The sequence below is a fragment of the Westiellopsis prolifica IICB1 genome (assembly GCF_004323185.1).
Taxonomy (GTDB): domain Bacteria; phylum Cyanobacteriota; class Cyanobacteriia; order Cyanobacteriales; family Nostocaceae; genus Pelatocladus; species Pelatocladus prolificus_A.
This window is the reverse complement of record NZ_NAPS01000002.1, coordinates 789,481-808,212: the sequence shown is the minus strand read 5'-3', so window position 1 is coordinate 808,212 and position 18,732 is coordinate 789,481. Positions and strand designations below refer to the sequence as shown.

Annotated in this window: 13 protein-coding genes; 7 read left to right on the top strand and 6 right to left on the bottom strand. The window is 41.3% G+C overall.

What is annotated here, in order from left to right; translation table 11 throughout:
• Positions 1 to 102 precede the first annotated feature (102 nt).
• Positions 103 to 1,365 (top strand): MFS transporter, encoded by a 1,263-nt coding sequence (locus B4U84_RS17735; RefSeq protein ID WP_017310436.1) that lies wholly within the window; start codon positions 103 to 105, stop codon positions 1,363 to 1,365.
• Between the two features lie 308 nt (positions 1,366 to 1,673).
• A complete protein-coding gene (gene ilvB / locus B4U84_RS17730; protein WP_131119825.1) occupies positions 1,674 to 3,593 on the top strand; it encodes a biosynthetic-type acetolactate synthase large subunit in 1,920 nt (639 codons plus the stop codon).
• A gap of 184 nt (positions 3,594 to 3,777) precedes the next feature.
• Here ilvB and B4U84_RS17725 read toward each other — a convergent pair whose 3' ends face one another.
• Positions 3,778 to 3,972, bottom strand: a complete 195-nt coding sequence (locus B4U84_RS17725) for a hypothetical protein (protein ID WP_017310433.1) — start codon at positions 3,970 to 3,972, stop codon at positions 3,778 to 3,780.
• A 452-nt stretch (positions 3,973 to 4,424) separates the two neighbouring features.
• Here B4U84_RS17725 and B4U84_RS17720 point away from each other — a divergent pair, with 452 nt between their 5' ends.
• Positions 4,425 to 6,953: a mannose-1-phosphate guanyltransferase gene (locus B4U84_RS17720; RefSeq protein WP_131119823.1), complete on the top strand. Its 2,529-nt coding sequence runs from the start codon at positions 4,425 to 4,427 to the stop codon at positions 6,951 to 6,953.
• A gap of 254 nt (positions 6,954 to 7,207) precedes the next feature.
• Here B4U84_RS17720 and B4U84_RS17715 read toward each other — a convergent pair whose 3' ends face one another.
• From B4U84_RS17715 to B4U84_RS17695, 5 genes are all read right to left on the bottom strand, one after another.
• A complete protein-coding gene (locus B4U84_RS17715) occupies positions 7,208 to 7,588 on the bottom strand; it encodes a hypothetical protein (RefSeq protein WP_131119821.1) in 381 nt (126 codons plus the stop codon).
• Between the two features lie 792 nt (positions 7,589 to 8,380).
• Positions 8,381 to 9,304, bottom strand: a complete 924-nt coding sequence (gene rbsK, locus B4U84_RS17710) for a ribokinase (protein ID WP_131119819.1) — start codon at positions 9,302 to 9,304, stop codon at positions 8,381 to 8,383.
• 149 nt (positions 9,305 to 9,453) lie between these two features.
• On the bottom strand, positions 9,454 to 10,152 hold the full coding sequence (locus tag B4U84_RS17705) for a pentapeptide repeat-containing protein (protein WP_131119817.1): 699 nt from the start codon (positions 10,150 to 10,152) through the stop codon (positions 9,454 to 9,456).
• Positions 10,153 to 10,165: 13 nt separating this feature from the next.
• Positions 10,166 to 10,807: a beta-carboxysome protein CcmP gene (gene ccmP / locus B4U84_RS17700; RefSeq protein ID WP_017310427.1), complete on the bottom strand. Its 642-nt coding sequence runs from the start codon at positions 10,805 to 10,807 to the stop codon at positions 10,166 to 10,168.
• A 186-nt stretch (positions 10,808 to 10,993) separates the two neighbouring features.
• Entirely contained in the window at positions 10,994 to 11,908 is a 915-nt protein-coding gene (locus tag B4U84_RS17695; protein WP_131119815.1) for a pentapeptide repeat-containing protein, read from the bottom strand.
• Positions 11,909 to 12,446: 538 nt separating this feature from the next.
• Here B4U84_RS17695 and pruA point away from each other — a divergent pair.
• The 4 genes from pruA to B4U84_RS17675 all read left to right on the top strand — a co-directional run bounded on the left by pruA (position 12,447) and on the right by B4U84_RS17675 (position 18,676).
• A complete protein-coding gene (gene pruA, locus B4U84_RS17690) occupies positions 12,447 to 15,548 on the top strand; it encodes an L-glutamate gamma-semialdehyde dehydrogenase (RefSeq protein WP_131119813.1) in 3,102 nt (1,033 codons plus the stop codon).
• A gap of 562 nt (positions 15,549 to 16,110) precedes the next feature.
• Positions 16,111 to 17,229 (top strand): ferrochelatase, encoded by a 1,119-nt coding sequence (locus B4U84_RS17685; protein ID WP_131119811.1) that lies wholly within the window; start codon positions 16,111 to 16,113, stop codon positions 17,227 to 17,229.
• A gap of 519 nt (positions 17,230 to 17,748) precedes the next feature.
• A complete protein-coding gene (locus B4U84_RS17680) occupies positions 17,749 to 17,928 on the top strand; it encodes a beta-Ig-H3/fasciclin (protein WP_131119809.1) in 180 nt (59 codons plus the stop codon).
• Between the two features lie 262 nt (positions 17,929 to 18,190).
• The gene (locus B4U84_RS17675) at positions 18,191 to 18,676 is read left to right on the top strand and encodes a gluconokinase (protein ID WP_131119806.1); all 486 of its coding nucleotides are present in this window, start codon (positions 18,191 to 18,193) and stop codon (positions 18,674 to 18,676) included.
• The last annotated feature ends 56 nt before the right edge of the window (positions 18,677 to 18,732 follow it).

Below are 18,732 nucleotides of genomic sequence, written 5' to 3'. Positions count from 1 at the left end.
ATCCCTGATCCCCTTTCCCCTTTCCCCTTTCCTCTTTCCCCGTTCGCGTAGCGTCTCCTCTGGAGAATCCCCGATCCCCTATTCTCTATTCCCTAATTGCTGATGTTTCCAACTGAACCTGCTGCTGTAAATAAAGGATTTGGCGTCCTGCTCAAAAACCGTGGTTTTATGCTGCTGTGGATTGGGCAGTTATTTTCCCAGCTTGCGGATAAAGTTTTCTTTGTTTTAATGATTGCCTTATTAGAAAACTATCCGCCTCCTGCGGGTTTAGCCGAAAACTCGATGTACTCAGCTTTAATGGTGGCGTTTACAGTTCCAGCAGTTTTGTTTGGTTCTGCTGGAGGTGTGTTTGTTGACCGCTTTCCAAAAAAGCTGATCATGGTTGGTTCTGATGTTATACGCGGTTTGTTGACACTGTTAATACCGCTTTTGCCACGGGAATTTTTGATTTTATTAATACTGACTTTTGCGATTTCAACTGTGACGCAGTTTTTTGCACCCGCAGAACAGGCTGTGATTCCGTTATTGGTGAAGCGAGAGAATTTAATGGCAGCTAATGCTTTGTTCAGTAGCACAATGATGGGTGCTTTAATTGTGGGATTTGCGATCGGAGAACCGATGTTAAGCTGGGCAAAAAATTACCTTGGTCCCAATTATGGTCAAGAGCTGGTAGTGGCAATATTGTATATGTCTTCTGCTGGGATCATGCAGCCCATTAACTTTAAAGACAACAGAACTATCAGCGATCAAGAAGCAAGTATCAATCCTTGGACAGACTTTAAACAAGGCTTACGCTATCTCAAGAGAAATCGCTTGGTGTTAAATGCGATGCTGCAACTAGTGACTTTGTATTGTGTATTTGCAGCCTTAGTAGTGCTAGCAATTCAATTAGCAGCAGAATTTGGATTAAAAGAGAAACAATTTGGCTTTTTCTTGGCAGCAGCAGGTGTAGGAATGGTAATTGGAGCAGGAATTTTGGGTCATTGGGGTGAGAAATTTCATCACAAGCCCTTACCATTGATTGGGTTTTTGATGATGGCAGTAGTTTTAGGGGTCTTCACTTTTGTCCATCAACTGTCATTAGCTTTAGGACTTTGTGCTGTTTTGGGAATCGGTGCAGCCCTGATTGGTGTACCAATGCAAACTTTAATCCAACAACAAACCCCACCTTCGATGCTTGGCAAAGTCTTTGGGTTTCAAAATCACGCCATCAATATAGCTCTTTCTCTACCACTGGCTATTACTGGCCCAATCACTGATGCTTTAGGCTTGCGAAGCGTGCTGGTAGGAATGAGTGCGATCGTCGCTATTATTGGCGTTTGGGCTTGGCACAATACCCGTCGAGTTTTGCAAGACGTGATATAGGGGAAAGGGGATCGGGGATTCTCCAGAGGAGACGCTACGCGTAGACGCGTCAGCGGCTTCTCATAGAGTACGGGGATCGGGGATTCTCCAGAGGAGACGCTTCGCGAACGGGGAAAGGGGACATGAGGGACAAGGAGGACAAGGAAGACAAGGGAGACAAGGAAGAATTTATTATTCTAATGCCCAATGCCCCATGCCCAATGTCAGGGATAAGTGATAATCTCAAGAAATGATCAAAGTTTTAAATTAAAATGAGAATTTAACTACAGAAATTCAGCATTATCTTAGCTAATAGGTGAGGTTCGACTGTGCGTTCACGAAGTGTCTCCGTAGGAGAATCGCGTTCCCCAATCATTGGTTCACAAACCGAGAAGCAAGCCCAGTCTAGTGTATCTTCATCGCCAGTCGTGACGCCCAGACGTGCATCTGGTGGTTTTGCACTGCTTGACAGTCTAAAACGCCATGGCGTCGAATATATTTTTGGTTATCCTGGTGGTGCGATTCTACCAATTTATGATGATTTGTATAAAGCAGAAGCTAGTGGTGAAGGCATCAAGCACATCCTAGTTAGACATGAACAAGGTGCCGCCCATGCTGCTGATGGTTATGCCCGCGCTACAGGCAAGGTAGGGGTGTGCTTTGGTACATCAGGACCAGGGGCGACTAACTTGGTAACGGGTATTGCTACTGCTTATATGGACTCGATCCCGATGGTTATTGTCACGGGACAGGTGGCACGTAAATTTATTGGTACAGATGCATTTCAGGAAACCGATATTTACGGTATTACACTGCCAATTGTGAAGCATTCTTACGTAGTGCGTGACCCAAAAGATATGGCACGGGTTGTGGCTGAAGCTTTCCACATTGCCACTACAGGGCGACCAGGACCGGTTTTGATTGATGTCCCCAAAGATGTAGCATTTGAAGAATTTGATTATTTACCTGTGCAACCGGGTTCGGTAAAGTTACCCGGATATCGCCCTACAGTTAAGGGAAATCCACGCCAGATTCATGCTGCAATTCAACTGATTCGCGACAGTCGTCGCCCTTTATTGTATGTTGGTGGAGGTGCGATCGCTGCTGATGCTTACGCAGAACTTCAAGAATTGGCTGAGTTATTCCAAATCCCTGTCACCACAACTTTAATGGGTTTGGGTGCTTTTGATGAGCATCACCCTCTATCTCTGGCAATGTTGGGGATGCATGGTACTGCTTATGCTAACTTTGCAGTTACCGATTGTGATTTACTCATTTGTGTAGGTGCAAGATTTGATGACCGCGTCACGGGCAAGTTGGATGAATTCGCTTCCCGCGCTAAGGTAATTCATATCGACATCGATCCCGCAGAAGTCGGTAAAAATCGCGTCCCCGATGTGCCTATAGTTGGCGATGTCAAAAACGTATTGCAAGACATTTTACGCCGATGTGAAGAATTAGGTATCAAAGGTACACCCAACCAAACCCAAGATTGGTTGAGATTAATCAATCGTTGGAAAGAAGAATATCCTTTGGTCGTACCACACCATCCTGATAGCATTTCACCACAAGAAGTAATTGTAGAGGTCGCTAGCCAAGCACCTCATGCTATCTACACCACAGATGTCGGTCAACATCAAATGTGGGCAGCTCAATTTCTCAAAGCAGGACCTCGACGCTGGATTTCTAGCGGTGGTTTAGGAACAATGGGTTTTGGCGTACCAGCAGCCATGGGTGCTAAAGTTGCTTTCCCTGATCAAGAAGTCATCTGTATTAGTGGTGATGCTAGTTTCCAGATGTGTTTACAGGAAATTGGCACACTTTCACAGTATGGAATAAATGTCAAGACTGTCATTCTTAATAACGGTTGGCAGGGGATGGTGCGCCAGTGGCAACAAGCTTTCTACGGTGAGCGTTACTCCTGTTCCAACATGGAAGTAGGAATGCCAGATATTGAATTATTGGCAAAAGCTTATGGCGTCAAAGGTGTAGTAGTTAACAGCCAGGAAGAATTGAAAGATGCGATCGCCCAAATGTTAGCTCATGACGGCCCGGTAATTCTTGATGTTCGTGTAACCAAAGACGAAAACTGTTACCCAATGGTAGCCCCTGGCAAGAGCAACGCTCAGATGATCGGTTTGCCTAAACAAGCACCGAAAGCTGACGTTGAAGCAGTTTATTGCAGTAATTGTGGTGCGAAAAACCTTCCCGCTAACAATTTCTGTCCAGAGTGCGGCACCAAGTTGTAATAAAGTTTTTGTAGTGAGTGCTAAAGCGCTCACTACAAAAATCTCAAACTTAATTTACCTTGTTATAAAAGTTCATCTAAATATATAAAATTTAAACTTTTTACTCACACGAGTAATTTCTTTGCAACTAGGTAAGCAAACAAACTGCTTGTGTGACAATTCAATTATGCGATGAACATAGTGTCTATTTGCCCTTGAGCGCCTTATTAAAATTTTGCCGATAGGGCTTATTTGTAATATATAGAACTGGCCATAATAAAGATAACATCAGGCGATTAGTTGTACTGCGAGTAAAATTTGTCTTCCTATATCCACTCCAGAACTTCCAAGCAAAACCTGTATAACCTACTACCAATAAAACAGCAATTAATCCACTCATTGTAATTTTCTCCACAATCAAAAAATAGAATTTGAGTTCAGAATTTTCATGCGATCGCGCAATCTAATCAATTACACCAATCAAACATTACTAAACGTTCTAGTTAAGCACCCGCTTCGATAAATAAATTTTCATAACTCCAGTGTAAATGAGCTTCCCCTTCAGTATCCAGTTGGGAAACTCTTAATGTGGCATTGGGCATGGGGCATTGGTTATTCTTCCCACACTTCCCACACTTCCTTGTCTCCTTTCTCCTTTCCCCTTTCCCCGATCCCCTTTCCCCAATCCCCATTTCCAAGCTAACTTGGTAAGTAAATATACTTATATCTACCTAGATGCACCTATTGGAAGTTCCTCAAATTTCAATATCCGTAGGACACTAAAGAAAGTAGATAAAAATGATCTGATTTGTTTTGATGCAACAAGTGGTGCAAACAGCCTAAGGAGGATGTATGAGAGCAGTATTAATGGCAGGGGGTTCAGGAACACGGCTTCGTCCACTCACTTGTGATCTGCCTAAACCAATGGTGCCGATTTTAAATCGACCTATTGCGGAACATATTATTAATCTTCTCAGACGACATGACATTACAGAAATAGTTGCCACACTGCATTATCTCCCAGATGCTTTGCGAGATTATTTTCAAGATGGCAGCGATTTTGGCGTACAAATTACTTACTCTGTTGAAGAAGACCAGCCTTTGGGTACTGCTGGATGTGTGAAAAATATTGCCGAACTTCTGGATGAAACTTTTTTAGTAATTAGTGGTGATAGTATCACAGATTTTGATTTAACAGCAGCGATTGAATTTCACAAACAAAAAAAATCAAAAGCCACTTTGATTTTGACTCGTGTTCCTAACCCCATTGAGTTTGGGGTAGTAATTACTGATGAAGATCATCGCATTTGCCGATTTTTAGAAAAACCTTCTACAAGTGAAATTTTTTCCGATACTGTTAATACCGGTGCTTACATTTTAGAACCAGAAGTTTTGGAATATTTGCCTGCCAACACTGAATCAGACTTTTCCAAAGATTTGTTTCCTCTATTGTTGGCAAAAGGTGAACCAATGTATGGTTATATCGCCCAAGGTTATTGGTGTGATGTTGGTCACTTAGACGCCTATCGGGAAGCTCAGTATGATGCATTGGAACAAAAAGTTAGCCTTGACTTTCCATACCGAGAAAAATCTTCAGGTGTTTGGGTTGGTCAAAATACTTACATAGATCCAACAGCTAAAATTGAAGCCCCTGTGGTGATCGGCGACAATTGCCGTATAGGTGCGAGAGTACACATAGAACCAGGAACGGTGATTGGAGACAAGGTAACTATCGGGGCGGATGCAAATCTCAAGCGCCCCATTGTGTGGAATGGCGCCATTATCGGCGAAGAAGCACAACTTTCGGCTTGTGTAATTTCTCGCGGTACTCGTGTAGATCGTCGCGCTCACGTTTTGGAAGCTGCTGTAGTTGGTTCGCTGTCAACTGTGGGAGAAGAAGCCCAAATTAGTCCTGGTGTACGAGTTTGGCCGAGTAAGAAGATTGATTCAGGGGCGATTTTAAATATTAACTTAATTTGGGGAAATACTGCTCAACGTAACTTGTTTGGGCAACGGGGTGTACAAGGATTGGCAAATATCGACATTACCCCAGAATTCGCGGTGAAATTAGGTGCAGCTTATGGTTCCACCTTAAAACCTGGTTCCCGGGTAACGGTTTCCCGTGATCAACGTAATATTTCCCGCATGGTAACACGATCGCTCATTGCGGGTTTGATGTCTGTTGGTATTGATATTCAAAACCTAGACGCAACTGCTATCCCCATCGCCCGTACAGTTATACCAACAATGGGAGTAGTTGGTGGTATCCATGTGCGGGTACATCCTGATCGCCCAGATTACATCCTAATTGAATTTATGGATGCCAAGGGTATTAATATTTCCAAAGCTCAAGAAAAGAAAATTGAAGGGGCTTACTTTAAAGAAGATATGCGGCGATCGCTCATTCATGAAGTTGGTGATGTTGCTTATCCTAGTCAAGTAGTTGATGAATACTGCACCGCCTTTGAAAAACTATTACACATAGATACACTGCGTAACAGTCGAGCAAAAGTAGTAATAGACTACGTTTATGCTGTATCTGGGGCGGTTTTACCGCAAATGTTAGATACATTTGGTGCAGATGCAGTAGTATTGAATGCTAGTTTAAATAAGACTGCGATGTCTGCTACTGACCGGGAAACATTATTAACACAGCTTGGTCATGTGGTGGAAGCCTTAAAAGCCAATTTTGGCATCCAAGTTTCAGCGAACGGTGAACAGTTGATTTTAGTTGATGAATCGGGTATACCGATTCGTGGGGAAATGTTAACAGCACTGATGGTAGACATGATGTTAACTTCTAATCCCAGAGGTACAGTAGTTGTACCAGTACATACATCCAGTGCGGTAGAACAAATAGCCCGTCGCCACGATGGTAGGGTGATTCGCACTAAAGCTAACCCCACAGCCTTGATGGAAGCAAGTTACAAAAATGCCAATGTAGTTTTAGGAGGTAGTGCAGACACTGGTTTCATTTTCCCCCAACTGCATCCGGGTTTCGATGCGATGTTTTGTATTGCCAAATTAATTGAGATGTTAACGATTCAAGAGCGATCGCTAGCCTCAGTACGTTCAGAATTACCACGAGTTATTCACAAATCCCATATTATCCGGTGTCCTTGGACTGCAAAAGGCGCATTAATGCGCTACTTGGTCGAAACCCATCCAGCCCAAAATCTGGAATTAATTGATGGAGTAAAAATTTGTCAGCAACATGATGACAGTTGGGTGCTATTATTACCCGATGCCAGTGAGCCACTAGTACACTTGTATGCTAACAGTAACGATCGCGATTGGGTCGATGAAAACTTGAGGAATTACCGCGCCCGTGTACAAGCGTTTGTGGAAAGAGAACAAGAGCAAGTTGTAGCTGAGGTGTAAGGTAATTAGAAATTATCCCTGTTTTGTCACTTTTGGTAGAGAATAATCTAGAATCCTTGCGGCATAAGGCTTTTACCAAAAACCTTGATTTCAGCCATTCTGGAACGAAAATAAACGCTCAAATTATTGCTCTGCCTACAGTTGAAAATTTGGCTTTTATTTTTCTTTTCTCAGAGTGACAAAACAGGGTTATTAATACTCTCACGGCTACGTAAATAAAACTACATTTATTCGTGCAGCCGTGGGATTTTTTGTTAGGTAGATTTTCCCTGTTTGGGTGAATAGTCAGGGCAATTGCTTGCTTCTTCAGTTAAAACAATTGAAGGTTGGACTGCACAATTCAGATGATGATTTTGTGAGAAATATTGACATTTTCTACAGGGAACTTTACGTGAGTTATGAATTGCAAAAACTAACTTATTTTCTTGTGAAAGTCTCCTCATTTTGGACAAAAATACCAAAAATACTGCCCAAATTATGATGAAGGCAAGAGAACCTCCAGCAAGAACAATTTTTGCACTAGGAATACTTGAATTATCAACTTTTCTATCTTCTACTTTTATTTCACTGTGAATAGTCTGGTTGAACAAATTTTCGTCTGCGAGATATTCTATGAATTGTTCCTGAAGATGCATATCAACACCCTTGGTGAAATTTATTTACAGCATGGTTTAATAAGTCTCTTGAAATTGACAAATTATAATGTCAAATTTTCTACTCTCTAAGCAGAGTATGATTCGTCAATATTGATTAGTTAATAAAACCGATATTATAGATGTAGCAAACTTTATATAAGAATAAATCTGTCAAGAGATTTGCTTGGAGATAATAGATATATATCAAAAGGAATAAGAAAAGATGATTATGATGAGCTAACAGGGTCAAACAACTATAGCAATCTTCACTCACATAGATATTAATATCAGCGACTTCTCAAATAAGTTGGGGATCTATCTCTTCTACCTACATAGCGATCGCTTGAATAGCTACTTGATTACTTTAACAGGACTTACACAAAAATCGTCAAAAAGCTTTACTTATTAAACCGCCAAGACGCCTTAGACGCGCAAGCGGCTACCTGCGGAAGCCACTACGTGTCTACCGTAAGGTAGGAAGCCAAGAATCGGTAGAGTGTGCGTAAGTCCTATTTAAATAGAAAACTTGTGCTATTAAAAGTTTTTTTATCTTATATATTGCACCTAGCCCAAATTTTAATTTTAGGCTGAAAGCTAAAGTAAGTTAACAACCGACATGCTAAGATTTTAACCCATTTTAATGGGTTTAAGCTTTGAGCCGAAAATTTCTTTTACGGCTAATTATAGATAGTTGAATTAGTAAATATTAATATAAAATAACTTAATGTGATTCCTCAAATATTCAAGCACTTTAGTGCTTACTACGAACCTATCAATGCAATTTTTGCTGATTCAAATTCCTCTTTCTTGGAGAAAAGTATCAAACGTTAACCGATTTGGAAGCGAAGTTTGTGCGCCCAGTTTAGTTGTTGCTATAGCACCTGCTGCAGCACCCCAAACTACTGCTTGACGTAAAGTCAGTCCTTGGAAAAGTGCAGCCGCTAAACCACCATTAAATGCATCTCCAGCTGCAACCGTATCCACTGCTTTGACTGGAAATGCAGGTACAAAAAAAGTTTCACTAGAGGTAGCACAAACTACACCTTGAGCGCCTAATTTCACGATCGCATTTTTCACGCCCCGATTCAATAAAGCTTCGGCTGCTTTCTTTGCAGACTCTTGTCCATTCACGGGAAAACCCGCTAATTGACCTGCTTCTACTTCATTGGGAGTAATAATATCGACCAAAGGATAAAGTTCATTTGGTAAATTTGACTGGGCGGGTGCAGGGTCGAGAATTACTGTTACTCCTGCTGCTCTTGCTGCTTGTGCTGCTGCAATCACTGTAGAAATCGGAATTTCTAGTTGTAAAAGAAGTGCTGTAGCTGTCTGCAATAAATGCGACATTCTAGTGACATCTTCTTGGTTAATGCATCCATTTGCGCCTGGAATCACAACAATTTGATTTTGAGTTGCATTGTCAATGATGATAATCGCAACACCAGAACTAACAGTTTCGTCTACCAAAACATTTTCAGTTTGTACACCAGCAGCTTGCAAACTATCAATAAGTTCAGTACTAAAATTTTGTGCGCCGACACGTCCCACCATTTGTGTAGAAACTCCCAATCGTGCTAGCGCTACTGCTTGATTTGCACCTTTTCCTCCAGGAACTTTAAAGAAATCGTATCCCAGCAGTGTTTCACCAGGAAGTGGTAATCGAGGTGCAGTTCCCACCAAATCCATATTGATACTACCGAAGACAATCGCTGTCATATAAAAATTTCAAACGTATTCAAAAATAGGAGAGTATCCCAATTTTTTCAAAATACCGCCAAGCAAAAAGTTTAAACTTTGCTAATAGCGCAAGTCGTCTTTATACGACTTCATAAAATCAAACAGTCTGCTTAAGCAGACTTTCACTATCAGACTCCGATTTTAATCGTAAGCGTTTTTTGAACATTTGGGATGCTCCCAAAAATAGTATCTATAAAGTTAGCACCTGCTAACTTCGCTCCTGTGAGGATAGCACCTGTGAGATCAGCTCCGGCTAAATTTGCTCCTTTGAGGTTACTCCATCGCAAGTCAGCACCTCGCAAGTCAGCTTGACTCAGGTTAGCCCGCAATAAGTATGCACCATTCAGGTGAGCTTTGCTCAGATTTGCTTGGTAAAGATCAGCTTTATAAAGATATGCTTCTATTAGTTCTGCCTCGTGCAGGTTTGCTTTGCTCAAATCTGCTTCAATCAAGTTAGCTTCAATTAAGTTAGCAAAACAAAGGTTAGTCCGGTGCAGTTTGGCTGTACCCAAATCAGCACCTCTCAAGTTCGCCCCTTTCAACTCAGCGCCAATCAAGTTAGCATCAGCAAGCACAGCATTTTTGAGATTGGCTTCACTCAAGTTAACTCCAATCAGATTCGCCTGACTCAAATTCGCCTGTGTAAGTTTGGCATAACTTAAGTTTGCAACACTGAAGTTAACTAAGCTCAGATTAGCTTCAGTCAGATTTGCTTGATAGAGATCAACACCGCTCAAGTCTGGTTCAATATTGGGGTTTTTCTCTCTCCACTCCATCCATATAACTGCACCAGCTTTCAGTAAAGCCAGATGCTCTTGATTTGCCATTTTTACTGCTCCTTTATTCCTGACGCACCGCGAGGGGGTTTGTCCGACCTGCGACATTTTCAATTGCTGCTAATGCTCCAGCTGCACCTGCAAGAATATCCCGTTCTTGTCCACCCAAGTAAAGCCGTCCAAAACTACCTACAGCTTGAACTTCTAGGATATTAATTGCTGCTGCTTTTTCTGCTTCATTGGCTGCAAGGGCGGCGTAAGCAGCAGGCTCAACTTCCAAGATATATAATGTCTGTCCCGCCAGTAATAATTGTCCTCGGCGTGTGCGATTAATGAGTTGTGTTTGGTAAGCATCAATGTTGCGGATTATTTGGCTAGAAACAACACGCGGTTTGAGACATTCCTCTCTTCTGACTCCGAGTGTTGCCAAAATTGCTTGACCAGCAGCTCGTGTTTCACCCTGGGAGCCAGAATGAACTTCTAATAATCCGTACAATCGTTCTACTACCTGAACTCCCGGACGCACAGAAGCAGATTTCAGTGCAACATCTGTAATTCGATTAATCTCGATACCAGGAGAAATTTCAATCCACAGCGATGTATCCCCAGGTAATGGCAAAAAACCTTGAGCTACCGTTCCTATATATGCTGCATGTTGAGGTTGCAAGCTATCGAGAAATACGAAACTGCGTAGTTCTACTCCCAAGGTTCTATTCTCCAGTCATCAGGATCAAAGTGATTTGTTGCAAAATGTGTATTTAAGTTTAAAGTACCATAAAGCTATGTCTATGCATAAGCTAGAGAATTGGGGATTGGGGATTGGGGATTGGGGATCAAGAAGAGACTGGTTAAATAATTCTCCCTTGTCTCCCTTGTCCCCAATCCCCGTTCCCTATTTTCCTGTATAAATACTGCCATCAGGCATGATTGCTCCGATTAAATTAGCACCTTGGAAGTTAGCTCCTTGTAGGTTAGCACCTTGGAAGTTTACTCCTTGTAGGTTAGCACCTTGGAAGTTAATTGCTTGATGTATTTGTTTGTTTGAAGAATTTTGAGAAATATTTGTAATATCTATTGGTGTATGGTCGAAAATAATTCCTTTATTCTCAACAGAAGTTGCTGCAACCCTAGCATACACGGCGACCCATTTGAATAAATATGCTAAGTCAACAGGAATTTGGACTTTAGAAAATAAAATAATTACAAAAATATTACCTGATGGCAACATACCTCCCAATCCTAAAACAGATTTTATTTGGTAGGGAATAACAAATTGGGTTTGGGCTGGAATATAGGGACTATTAATTGCTTCTGGAATATAAAATACATTAAAGTTTTTCTTGCCCAAATTTATGATTATTTCTGGTTCTGGCTTAATAACATTTTCTATTTCTAGACCAAATTGCCAAACCAGTTGGGAAATCATCGGAATTTTAGCAACAGTATTTTGGTCTATTAATGGGATTACCTGATGTCCTACAGACAATTTTCTTGAGTTCCACTGCGGATTTTCTCCCATTGTTGCCAACAATGTGAGACACTTTGTATCCCGATTTATAGTACGTCCATTTAATATTGATTTTGTTTCTAACTGAATGTCTTCAGGTAGCTCGCCATAGGGATGAGTTTTAAAAAATCTGACTAAACTACAAGCAGGATTACCATCTGGCAAGACAAAATTTTCGTAGATATAGCTTACCATGCTTACTGCCATTGCCTCCATACTGGCAGCGTCTGTATCCATGTTACGTAGTTTCACAGCAAAATTTAACAAGTTCTCTTTTGTTAAACGATTTAAATCATACATTTTTATCTATTTGATGAAGTAGTGATTGCCCAAAAATTAAGTATGAACAGAAATTATACTCTCAACGAAGTAGCATAAAAACAAAATACCAATTCAAAAATAAAAATTTTGAGCAAATTTTGTGAAAGTTTTAATTAATTACTAATCTTGTTGAAAGAAAAATCGAAATCAGGCGCATATTATGCAGCAAAAAGACCATTATTAGAAATAAGAGAGTTTTGATAAGTAGATTGCTAGAAATAAAGTTAATTAGTCATTAGTCATAGTGCTTATAAATAATTGGAACTACTTTACGATTTGAGCTACCTAAACTGTCGTAGTATATCCACTCATACCGGACTCAGATTGCACAAACATAGGAAATATCACCAGAAACTCGCTTAATTGTTCACAATTGTGCAATATCCTACCAAACTGGATGTGGTCGCAACAAAATCAAAGAGCGAAAATAGAATACAGGGGCCAGTGATCAGTTATCAGTGAACAGCCTAACTGATCACTGTTAAGTGTTAATTGTTATACAAGGAGTTTGTTATCTGTGGTTTTACAAGTAAAAACTAGCGCTTACGAAGCGAAAACCCAAGAAATAGCCAAAGTCTTGCTAGGAGAGACACAGGAAAATCGTAATTTCTTTTCGGCGTTACGTGACCAGATGCGCTGGGATGATAAGATGCTGGCTTGGGCTATGAGTAATCCCGGATTACGAGTGCAGTTATTTCGTTTTATAGATACTCTACCTGCTTTACATAGCAAGGCGGAGATTGCCGCACATTTACAAGAATATTTAGGCGATGAATCTGTAGAATTACCAGCAGCCCTCAAGGGGATGTTAAATTTTGCCAATCCTGATTCTATGCCAGGGCAAGTTGCTGCTACAACTGTTTCTACTGCTGTAGAAACATTGGCTCATAAATATATTGCGGGAGAAAATCTCAAACAGGTACTCAAAACTATTGAGCGACTACGTAAAGATAAGATGGCTTTCACCGTAGATTTGTTGGGTGAGGCGGTAATTACAGAAGTAGAAGCACAGTCTTATCTGGAACGCTATCTTGATTTAATGCAACAATTAGCAGAAGCAGCTAAGAATTGGGCAACTGTGCCATTGATTGATCAAGCAGATGGCGAACCACTACCTAAAGTTCAGGTTTCTGTAAAGTTGACGGCGTTTTACTCCCAGTTTGATTCATTAGATCCTCAAGGTAGTGAAGATAGGGTAAGCGATCGCATTCGTATTTTATTACGTCGTGCGAAAGAATTAGGTGTTGCTGTTCACTTTGATATGGAACAGTATGAGTACAAAGATTTAATTTTCACTATTCTCAAAAAACTTTTGCTTGAAGAAGAGTTTCGCACTCGTACAGACATTGGTATGACTATCCAAGCATATCTGCGCGACAGCGAACAAGATGCCAAAGCATTAATTGATTGGGCAAAACAGCGTGGTTATCCAATTACAATTCGTCTAGTCAAAGGTGCGTACTGGGATCAGGAAACCATCAAAGCAGAACAAAAACATTGGCCACAGCCAGTTTACAACGACAAAGCCGCAACAGATGCGAACTTTGAGAATATTACCCAGTTGTTGCTAGAAAATCACCAATATGTGTATGCTGCCATTGGTAGCCATAACGTGCGATCGCAAAGTTTTGCCATGGCGATCGCTCAAAGTTTGCAAGTCCCTAACCGTTGCTTTGAAATGCAAGTCCTCTACGGTATGGGTGACAAACTCGCTAAAGCTTTAGTTGATCAAGGTTATCGGGTTCGTGTTTACTGTCCCTACGGCGAACTTCTTCCCGGAATGGCCTATCTCATTCGTCGTTTGCTAGAAAATACTGCAAATAGTTCCTTCTTAAGACAAAATTTGGAAAATCGTCCTGTTGAAGAACTACTAGCACCCCCAACCTTAAGACAACCAGACAAAGGAAAAGTCGCCAGAGGAGACGGAAGAAGAGAACTTGTAGCAAACACAAACAACCAAATAGCAAGGGGAGACGGAAGAAGAGAGTTTATTAGTACAGAATCTGGAGTAGTAGGCGAAGATGCAAACCATCAACCTTTCTGTGCGTCCTCTTTTCAAGGTGCAGCAGATACAGATTATGCTGAATCAGAATCCAGACAGGAATCTCAACAAGCTTTCCAAACAGTCCGTCAACAACTTGGTAAAACCTATTTGCCGTTAATTAACGGTGAATATATTAACACCCAAGAAATTATTAATTCCGTTAACCCTTCAAATTACAGTGAAATAGTTGGTAAAATTGGTCTTCTCAGCGTTGAACAAGCAGAACAAGCAATGCAAGCTGCGAAAGCTGCGTTTGCTAGCTGGCGCAGAACACCCGTCAAACAACGTGCTGCTATCTTGTACAAAGCTGCTGACTTAATGGAACAGCGCCGTGCAGAACTTGCAGCTTGGATCGTGTTAGAAGTTGGTAAACCAGTGCGGGAAGCAGACGTGGAAGTCAGTGAAGCAATTGATTTCTGTCGCTACTATGCTGTAGAAATGGAACGGCTGGATCAAGGTTACAATTACGACGTTGCAGGCGAGACAAATCGTTATATTTACCAACCACGGGGAATTGCAGTCGTGATTTCTCCTTGGAATTTCCCCTTGGCGATCGCCACAGGAATGACAGTCGCAGCCTTGGTAGGTGGTAACTGTACCCTGCTCAAACCTGCGGAAACATCATCAGTGATTGCAGCAAAACTAACAGAAGTCTTAGTTGAAGCTGGCATTCCCAAAGGTGTATTTCAATACGTTCCAGGTAAGGGTTCCCAAGTTGGTGCGTACTTAGTCAATCACGTAGATACCCATGTAATTGCTTTTACTGGATCTCAAGAAGTCGGTTGTCGAATTTACGCAGAAGCTGCAATCCTGAAACCTGGTCAAAAGCACATGAAGCGAGTTATTGCCGAGATGGGCGGCAAAAATGGAATTATTGTGGATGAAAGTGCTGATTTAGACCAAGCTGTGAAGGGCGTTGTCCAATCAGCCTTTGGTTATAGCGGTCAAAAATGTTCTGCTTGTTCACGGGTGATTGTCCACACAGCTATTTATGATAGCTTTGTACAGCGTTTCGTAGAAGCCACAAAATCGCTAAACATTGGAGAAACAGAGTTACCGAGTACTCAAGTAGGGCCTGTGATTGATGCAAATGCACGCGATCGCATTCGTGAGTATATCGCAAAAGGTAAAGCCGAAGCAAAGGTTGCTTTAGAAATGCCAGCACCGGATAATGGCTATTTTATTGGCCCAGTTATCTTTGCAGATGTATCTCCAAATGCAATCATTGCCCAACAAGAAATATTTGGTCCAGTTGTCGCAGTCATTCGGGCGAACAGTTTCCAGGAAGCTTTAGAAATTGCCAACAGTACTAACTATGCTTTGACTGGAGGACTTTATTCTCGTACACCATCCCATATTCAAAAAGCGCAGGAAGATTTTGAAGTCGGGAATTTGTACATTAACCGCACTATTACTGGTGCAATAGTTGCAAGACAGCCTTTTGGTGGTTTCAAACTTTCTGGAGTTGGTTCTAAAGCAGGTGGTCCCGATTACTTGCTGCAATTTCTAGAACCGCGCACAGTCACAGAGAACATTCAACGCCAAGGTTTTGCGCCGATTGAAGGAGCAGATTAACCTTCAAAGCATAATTTTCTTTGTGTCTTAGTGTCTTGGTGAGTCCACTTGCCGTCTTGGACGCCACGTGCTACAAGCCGGGGAACCCGTCCAGCGCAGTGGCTTCGCTTCCCGTCACGTAGACGCGGAGCGGCTTCCCGTAAGGGTAGGCAAGGTGGCGTAGACGCGCTCATCGGCTTCAAGGTAGAGTACCCGTAGACGCAAAGCGGCTTTTCTTAGAGTAGGGTGGTGAAAAAAGAAATCTTTATTTACCCTGCGCTCACGCTACGCGAACAGACCCGTTTAGATTTTAAATTTTGAATCTTCAATTCCATTTTCTAAAATCTAAAATCTAAAATTTGGTCATGAGAACTATTCCATAGCTTAACAAAGGGGGAAAAAGCACAACCGCTTTCTCCCCCTTCCAATTTCGGATTCCCGATCCTTAACTTTGCAAATCATTCTTAAGGATGAAATTTTAAATCGATGTATTTCGTTTTGTATATATCCTATCCAGGGGGATGGGATAATAGATTAACTAGTAAGAAAAACAACAACCTAAAATTTATCGAGGAATCAAATTGTGGTTGCAACACCGGAAAAACTAGGACATAATCATGAACAATCATCAGGTCAACAGCGAGTAGCTGTATTGCTGATGGGCTACGGCGAAGTAGAAAGCTACGAAGATTTTGCTAATTATAACGAACAAGCATTACACTTACTAACAGCAAAATTCGCACCAGTACCAGCTTGGATTTATCCTCCTTTAGCTAAAATTTTGGCTTTATTTGATCGCCATGAGTGGGGTCATCAGCATAATGATTTCATTTCTCCCCACAACGCCATTTTTGAAAAGCAGCGTGCTGGTATTGAGAAAAGCTTACAGCAGCAGTGGGGCGATCGCGTCCAAGTTTTCAAAGCCTTTAACTTCTGCGCTCCATTCCTTCCTCGTCAAGTTCTAGCAGAAATCAAAAATCAAGGTTTTGATAAACTTTTGATTTATCCACTGTTGGTAGTTGATTCTATTTTTACCAGTGGGATTGCGATCGAGCAAGTAAATAAAGCTTTATCCCAATTAGCTGATGGTAACGAACACTGGATCAAAGGACTGCGCTACATTCCTTCTTTTTACAACGAACCCGCCTACATCGACATGATGGTGCGTCTTGTAGAAGAAAAAATCGCTAGCGAATTAGCTACTGCCTATTTACCAGCAGAAATTGGTATTATCTTGATGAATCATGGTTGTCCCCACAAAGCCAAAGGCTTTACCTCTGGGATTACTGAAAGTCAAGCACTCTACGACTTGATTCGGGATAAATTAATCAACCGTTATCCTTTAATTTCCATCGGTTGGTTAAATCACGATACACCAATGATTGAATGGACACAGCCAAACGTTGAACAAGCTGCAAAAAATCTGATTCAACTGGGTGCAAAAGCTGTTATGTTTATGCCCATTGGCTTTGCCACAGAAAACCACGAAACTCTCTTAGATGTACACCACATTATCCATGCTCTAGAGAAAAAGTATTCTCAGGTTAACTATGTGCAAATGGCTTGTGTCAACGACCACCCAGACTTCTTGTCAACTGTAGCTCAATGGGCGAATCCTCATATAGCTGAGTTGTTGTCAGAACAAGCTATGGTGGTTAACCCAGAGTTAGCAGCAGTCCACCATCATCATCACCATCATTAATTATTGAGAGTCATGGGAAGGGGGACACAAGGGATAATGAATGATTCAGATGTGCTAGCTGATGTTTTAGCTACAAAGTTATCCCCCTACTTTCTCAATAATTGTCTTTGTGTTATGTCTGCGGTGTTAGCTAATAAAACGGGCGTTGCTGAATTTGATCATGAATGATGTTTGTGTACATTTTTGTCCTTGTAGAGACGTAGCAATGCTACGTCTCTACATAAGCGTTAATTATAAATTCATATGTTGATTGAGCAACGCCATAAAACGGAATACAAGGTTAAGTAACCAAACAGAATTAATTACACAATTTCATTGCGAATGGCGCGTCTACGCTTCGCTCCCAATGACTGTAAATATTTTTGTCTGACTACTTATGTATTGCAATCTGAGAGATTATTTGATTTGTCGCTGTCCTACGACTATTGGTGGATGTAAACCATGAGCAAATAATTGAGGATGAAACAAATCTCTAGACAGCTTCTTTGCTCATCCTCTCAATATTTCAAGGAGGAGTTTATGAACAGAAAATTATTTTTTCTAGTTTCAACTGTTGGAGTAAGCATAGTTATGAGCGCCTGCGAACCTGCTGCACAAAGCCCAACAACTACGCCATCACCTGTTAATCCATCACCAGCTGAGACTTCACCAATCGGAGTTCCACCAGCCACTCCGACTGTAACTCCAACTACCCCCTGATATCATCGTTCAAAAACTTATTATTTCAAGGGAAATGCGGAAAAATTAATGAAGAAGGCTTAGAAGGAAAGCTCTGTTAACCTTAAATGAATAAAATGAACTACCCCTGGCTCAAACTAAGTTAGCCAGGGGTTTTTACATTCTCCAGCGTAGCTTGAGATTTCTGACTTTCACACGACCTAGTTGCTTTAAGATCACCAAGTTTGTAATCTTTAGTTAGTTGACATACCTCCGTAGATACCACAAAAAATGTAAGTTATAAATGATTATTCTGGTTATGGGTGTTTCCGGTTCCGGTAAAAGTACCATTGGTAAACTATTGGCAGATTCTTTGGACTGGAAATTTAGCGATGCTGATAATTTCCATTCGCCTCAAAATATTGCCAAAATGCAGCGGGGTATAGCTCTAGATGATGGCGATCGCTTACCTTGGTTACAAAATATACAAGCAGCAATCAAAAAATGGTTGGAAGAAAATCAGAATGTAGTACTAGCGTGTTCCGCACTCAAAACTAGCTACCGCCAGTATTTTTTCATTGGTGATGAGCGCATTAAGTTAGTCTACTTGCATGGTTCATTTGCATTGATCAACAAACGTTTGGAAGAGCGACACAATCATTTTATGTCTGAAAAATTGCTGAAAAGTCAGTTTGATACTCTTGAGGAACCGACTGATGCTCTGTACGTAGATATTTCACCATCGCCAGAGGTGATTGTGCAAAATATTCGCGAGAGTTTGCAAATTTAAGGGGGATCGGGGATTGGGCATGGGGCATTGGGCATGGGGTATTGGGCATTGGGCAT

Excerpts from the sequence above, each read along its gene's own strand:
- B4U84_RS17735 (WP_017310436.1), top strand. The coding sequence starts at position 103 with ATGTTTCCAACTGAACCTGCTGCTGTAAATAAAGGATTTGGCGTCCTG.
- B4U84_RS17725 (WP_017310433.1), bottom strand. The coding sequence starts at position 3,972 with ATGAGTGGATTAATTGCTGTTTTATTGGTAGTAGGTTATACAGGTTTT.
- B4U84_RS17720 (WP_131119823.1), top strand. The coding sequence starts at position 4,425 with ATGAGAGCAGTATTAATGGCAGGGGGTTCAGGAACACGGCTTCGTCCA.
- B4U84_RS17715 (WP_131119821.1), bottom strand. The coding sequence starts at position 7,588 with ATGCATCTTCAGGAACAATTCATAGAATATCTCGCAGACGAAAATTTG.
- rbsK (WP_131119819.1), bottom strand. The coding sequence starts at position 9,304 with ATGACAGCGATTGTCTTCGGTAGTATCAATATGGATTTGGTGGGAACT.
- B4U84_RS17705 (WP_131119817.1), bottom strand. The coding sequence starts at position 10,152 with ATGGCAAATCAAGAGCATCTGGCTTTACTGAAAGCTGGTGCAGTTATA.
- B4U84_RS17695 (WP_131119815.1), bottom strand. The coding sequence starts at position 11,908 with ATGTATGATTTAAATCGTTTAACAAAAGAGAACTTGTTAAATTTTGCT.
- B4U84_RS17680 (WP_131119809.1), top strand. The coding sequence starts at position 17,749 with ATGAACAGAAAATTATTTTTTCTAGTTTCAACTGTTGGAGTAAGCATA.
- B4U84_RS17675 (WP_131119806.1), top strand. The coding sequence starts at position 18,191 with ATGATTATTCTGGTTATGGGTGTTTCCGGTTCCGGTAAAAGTACCATT.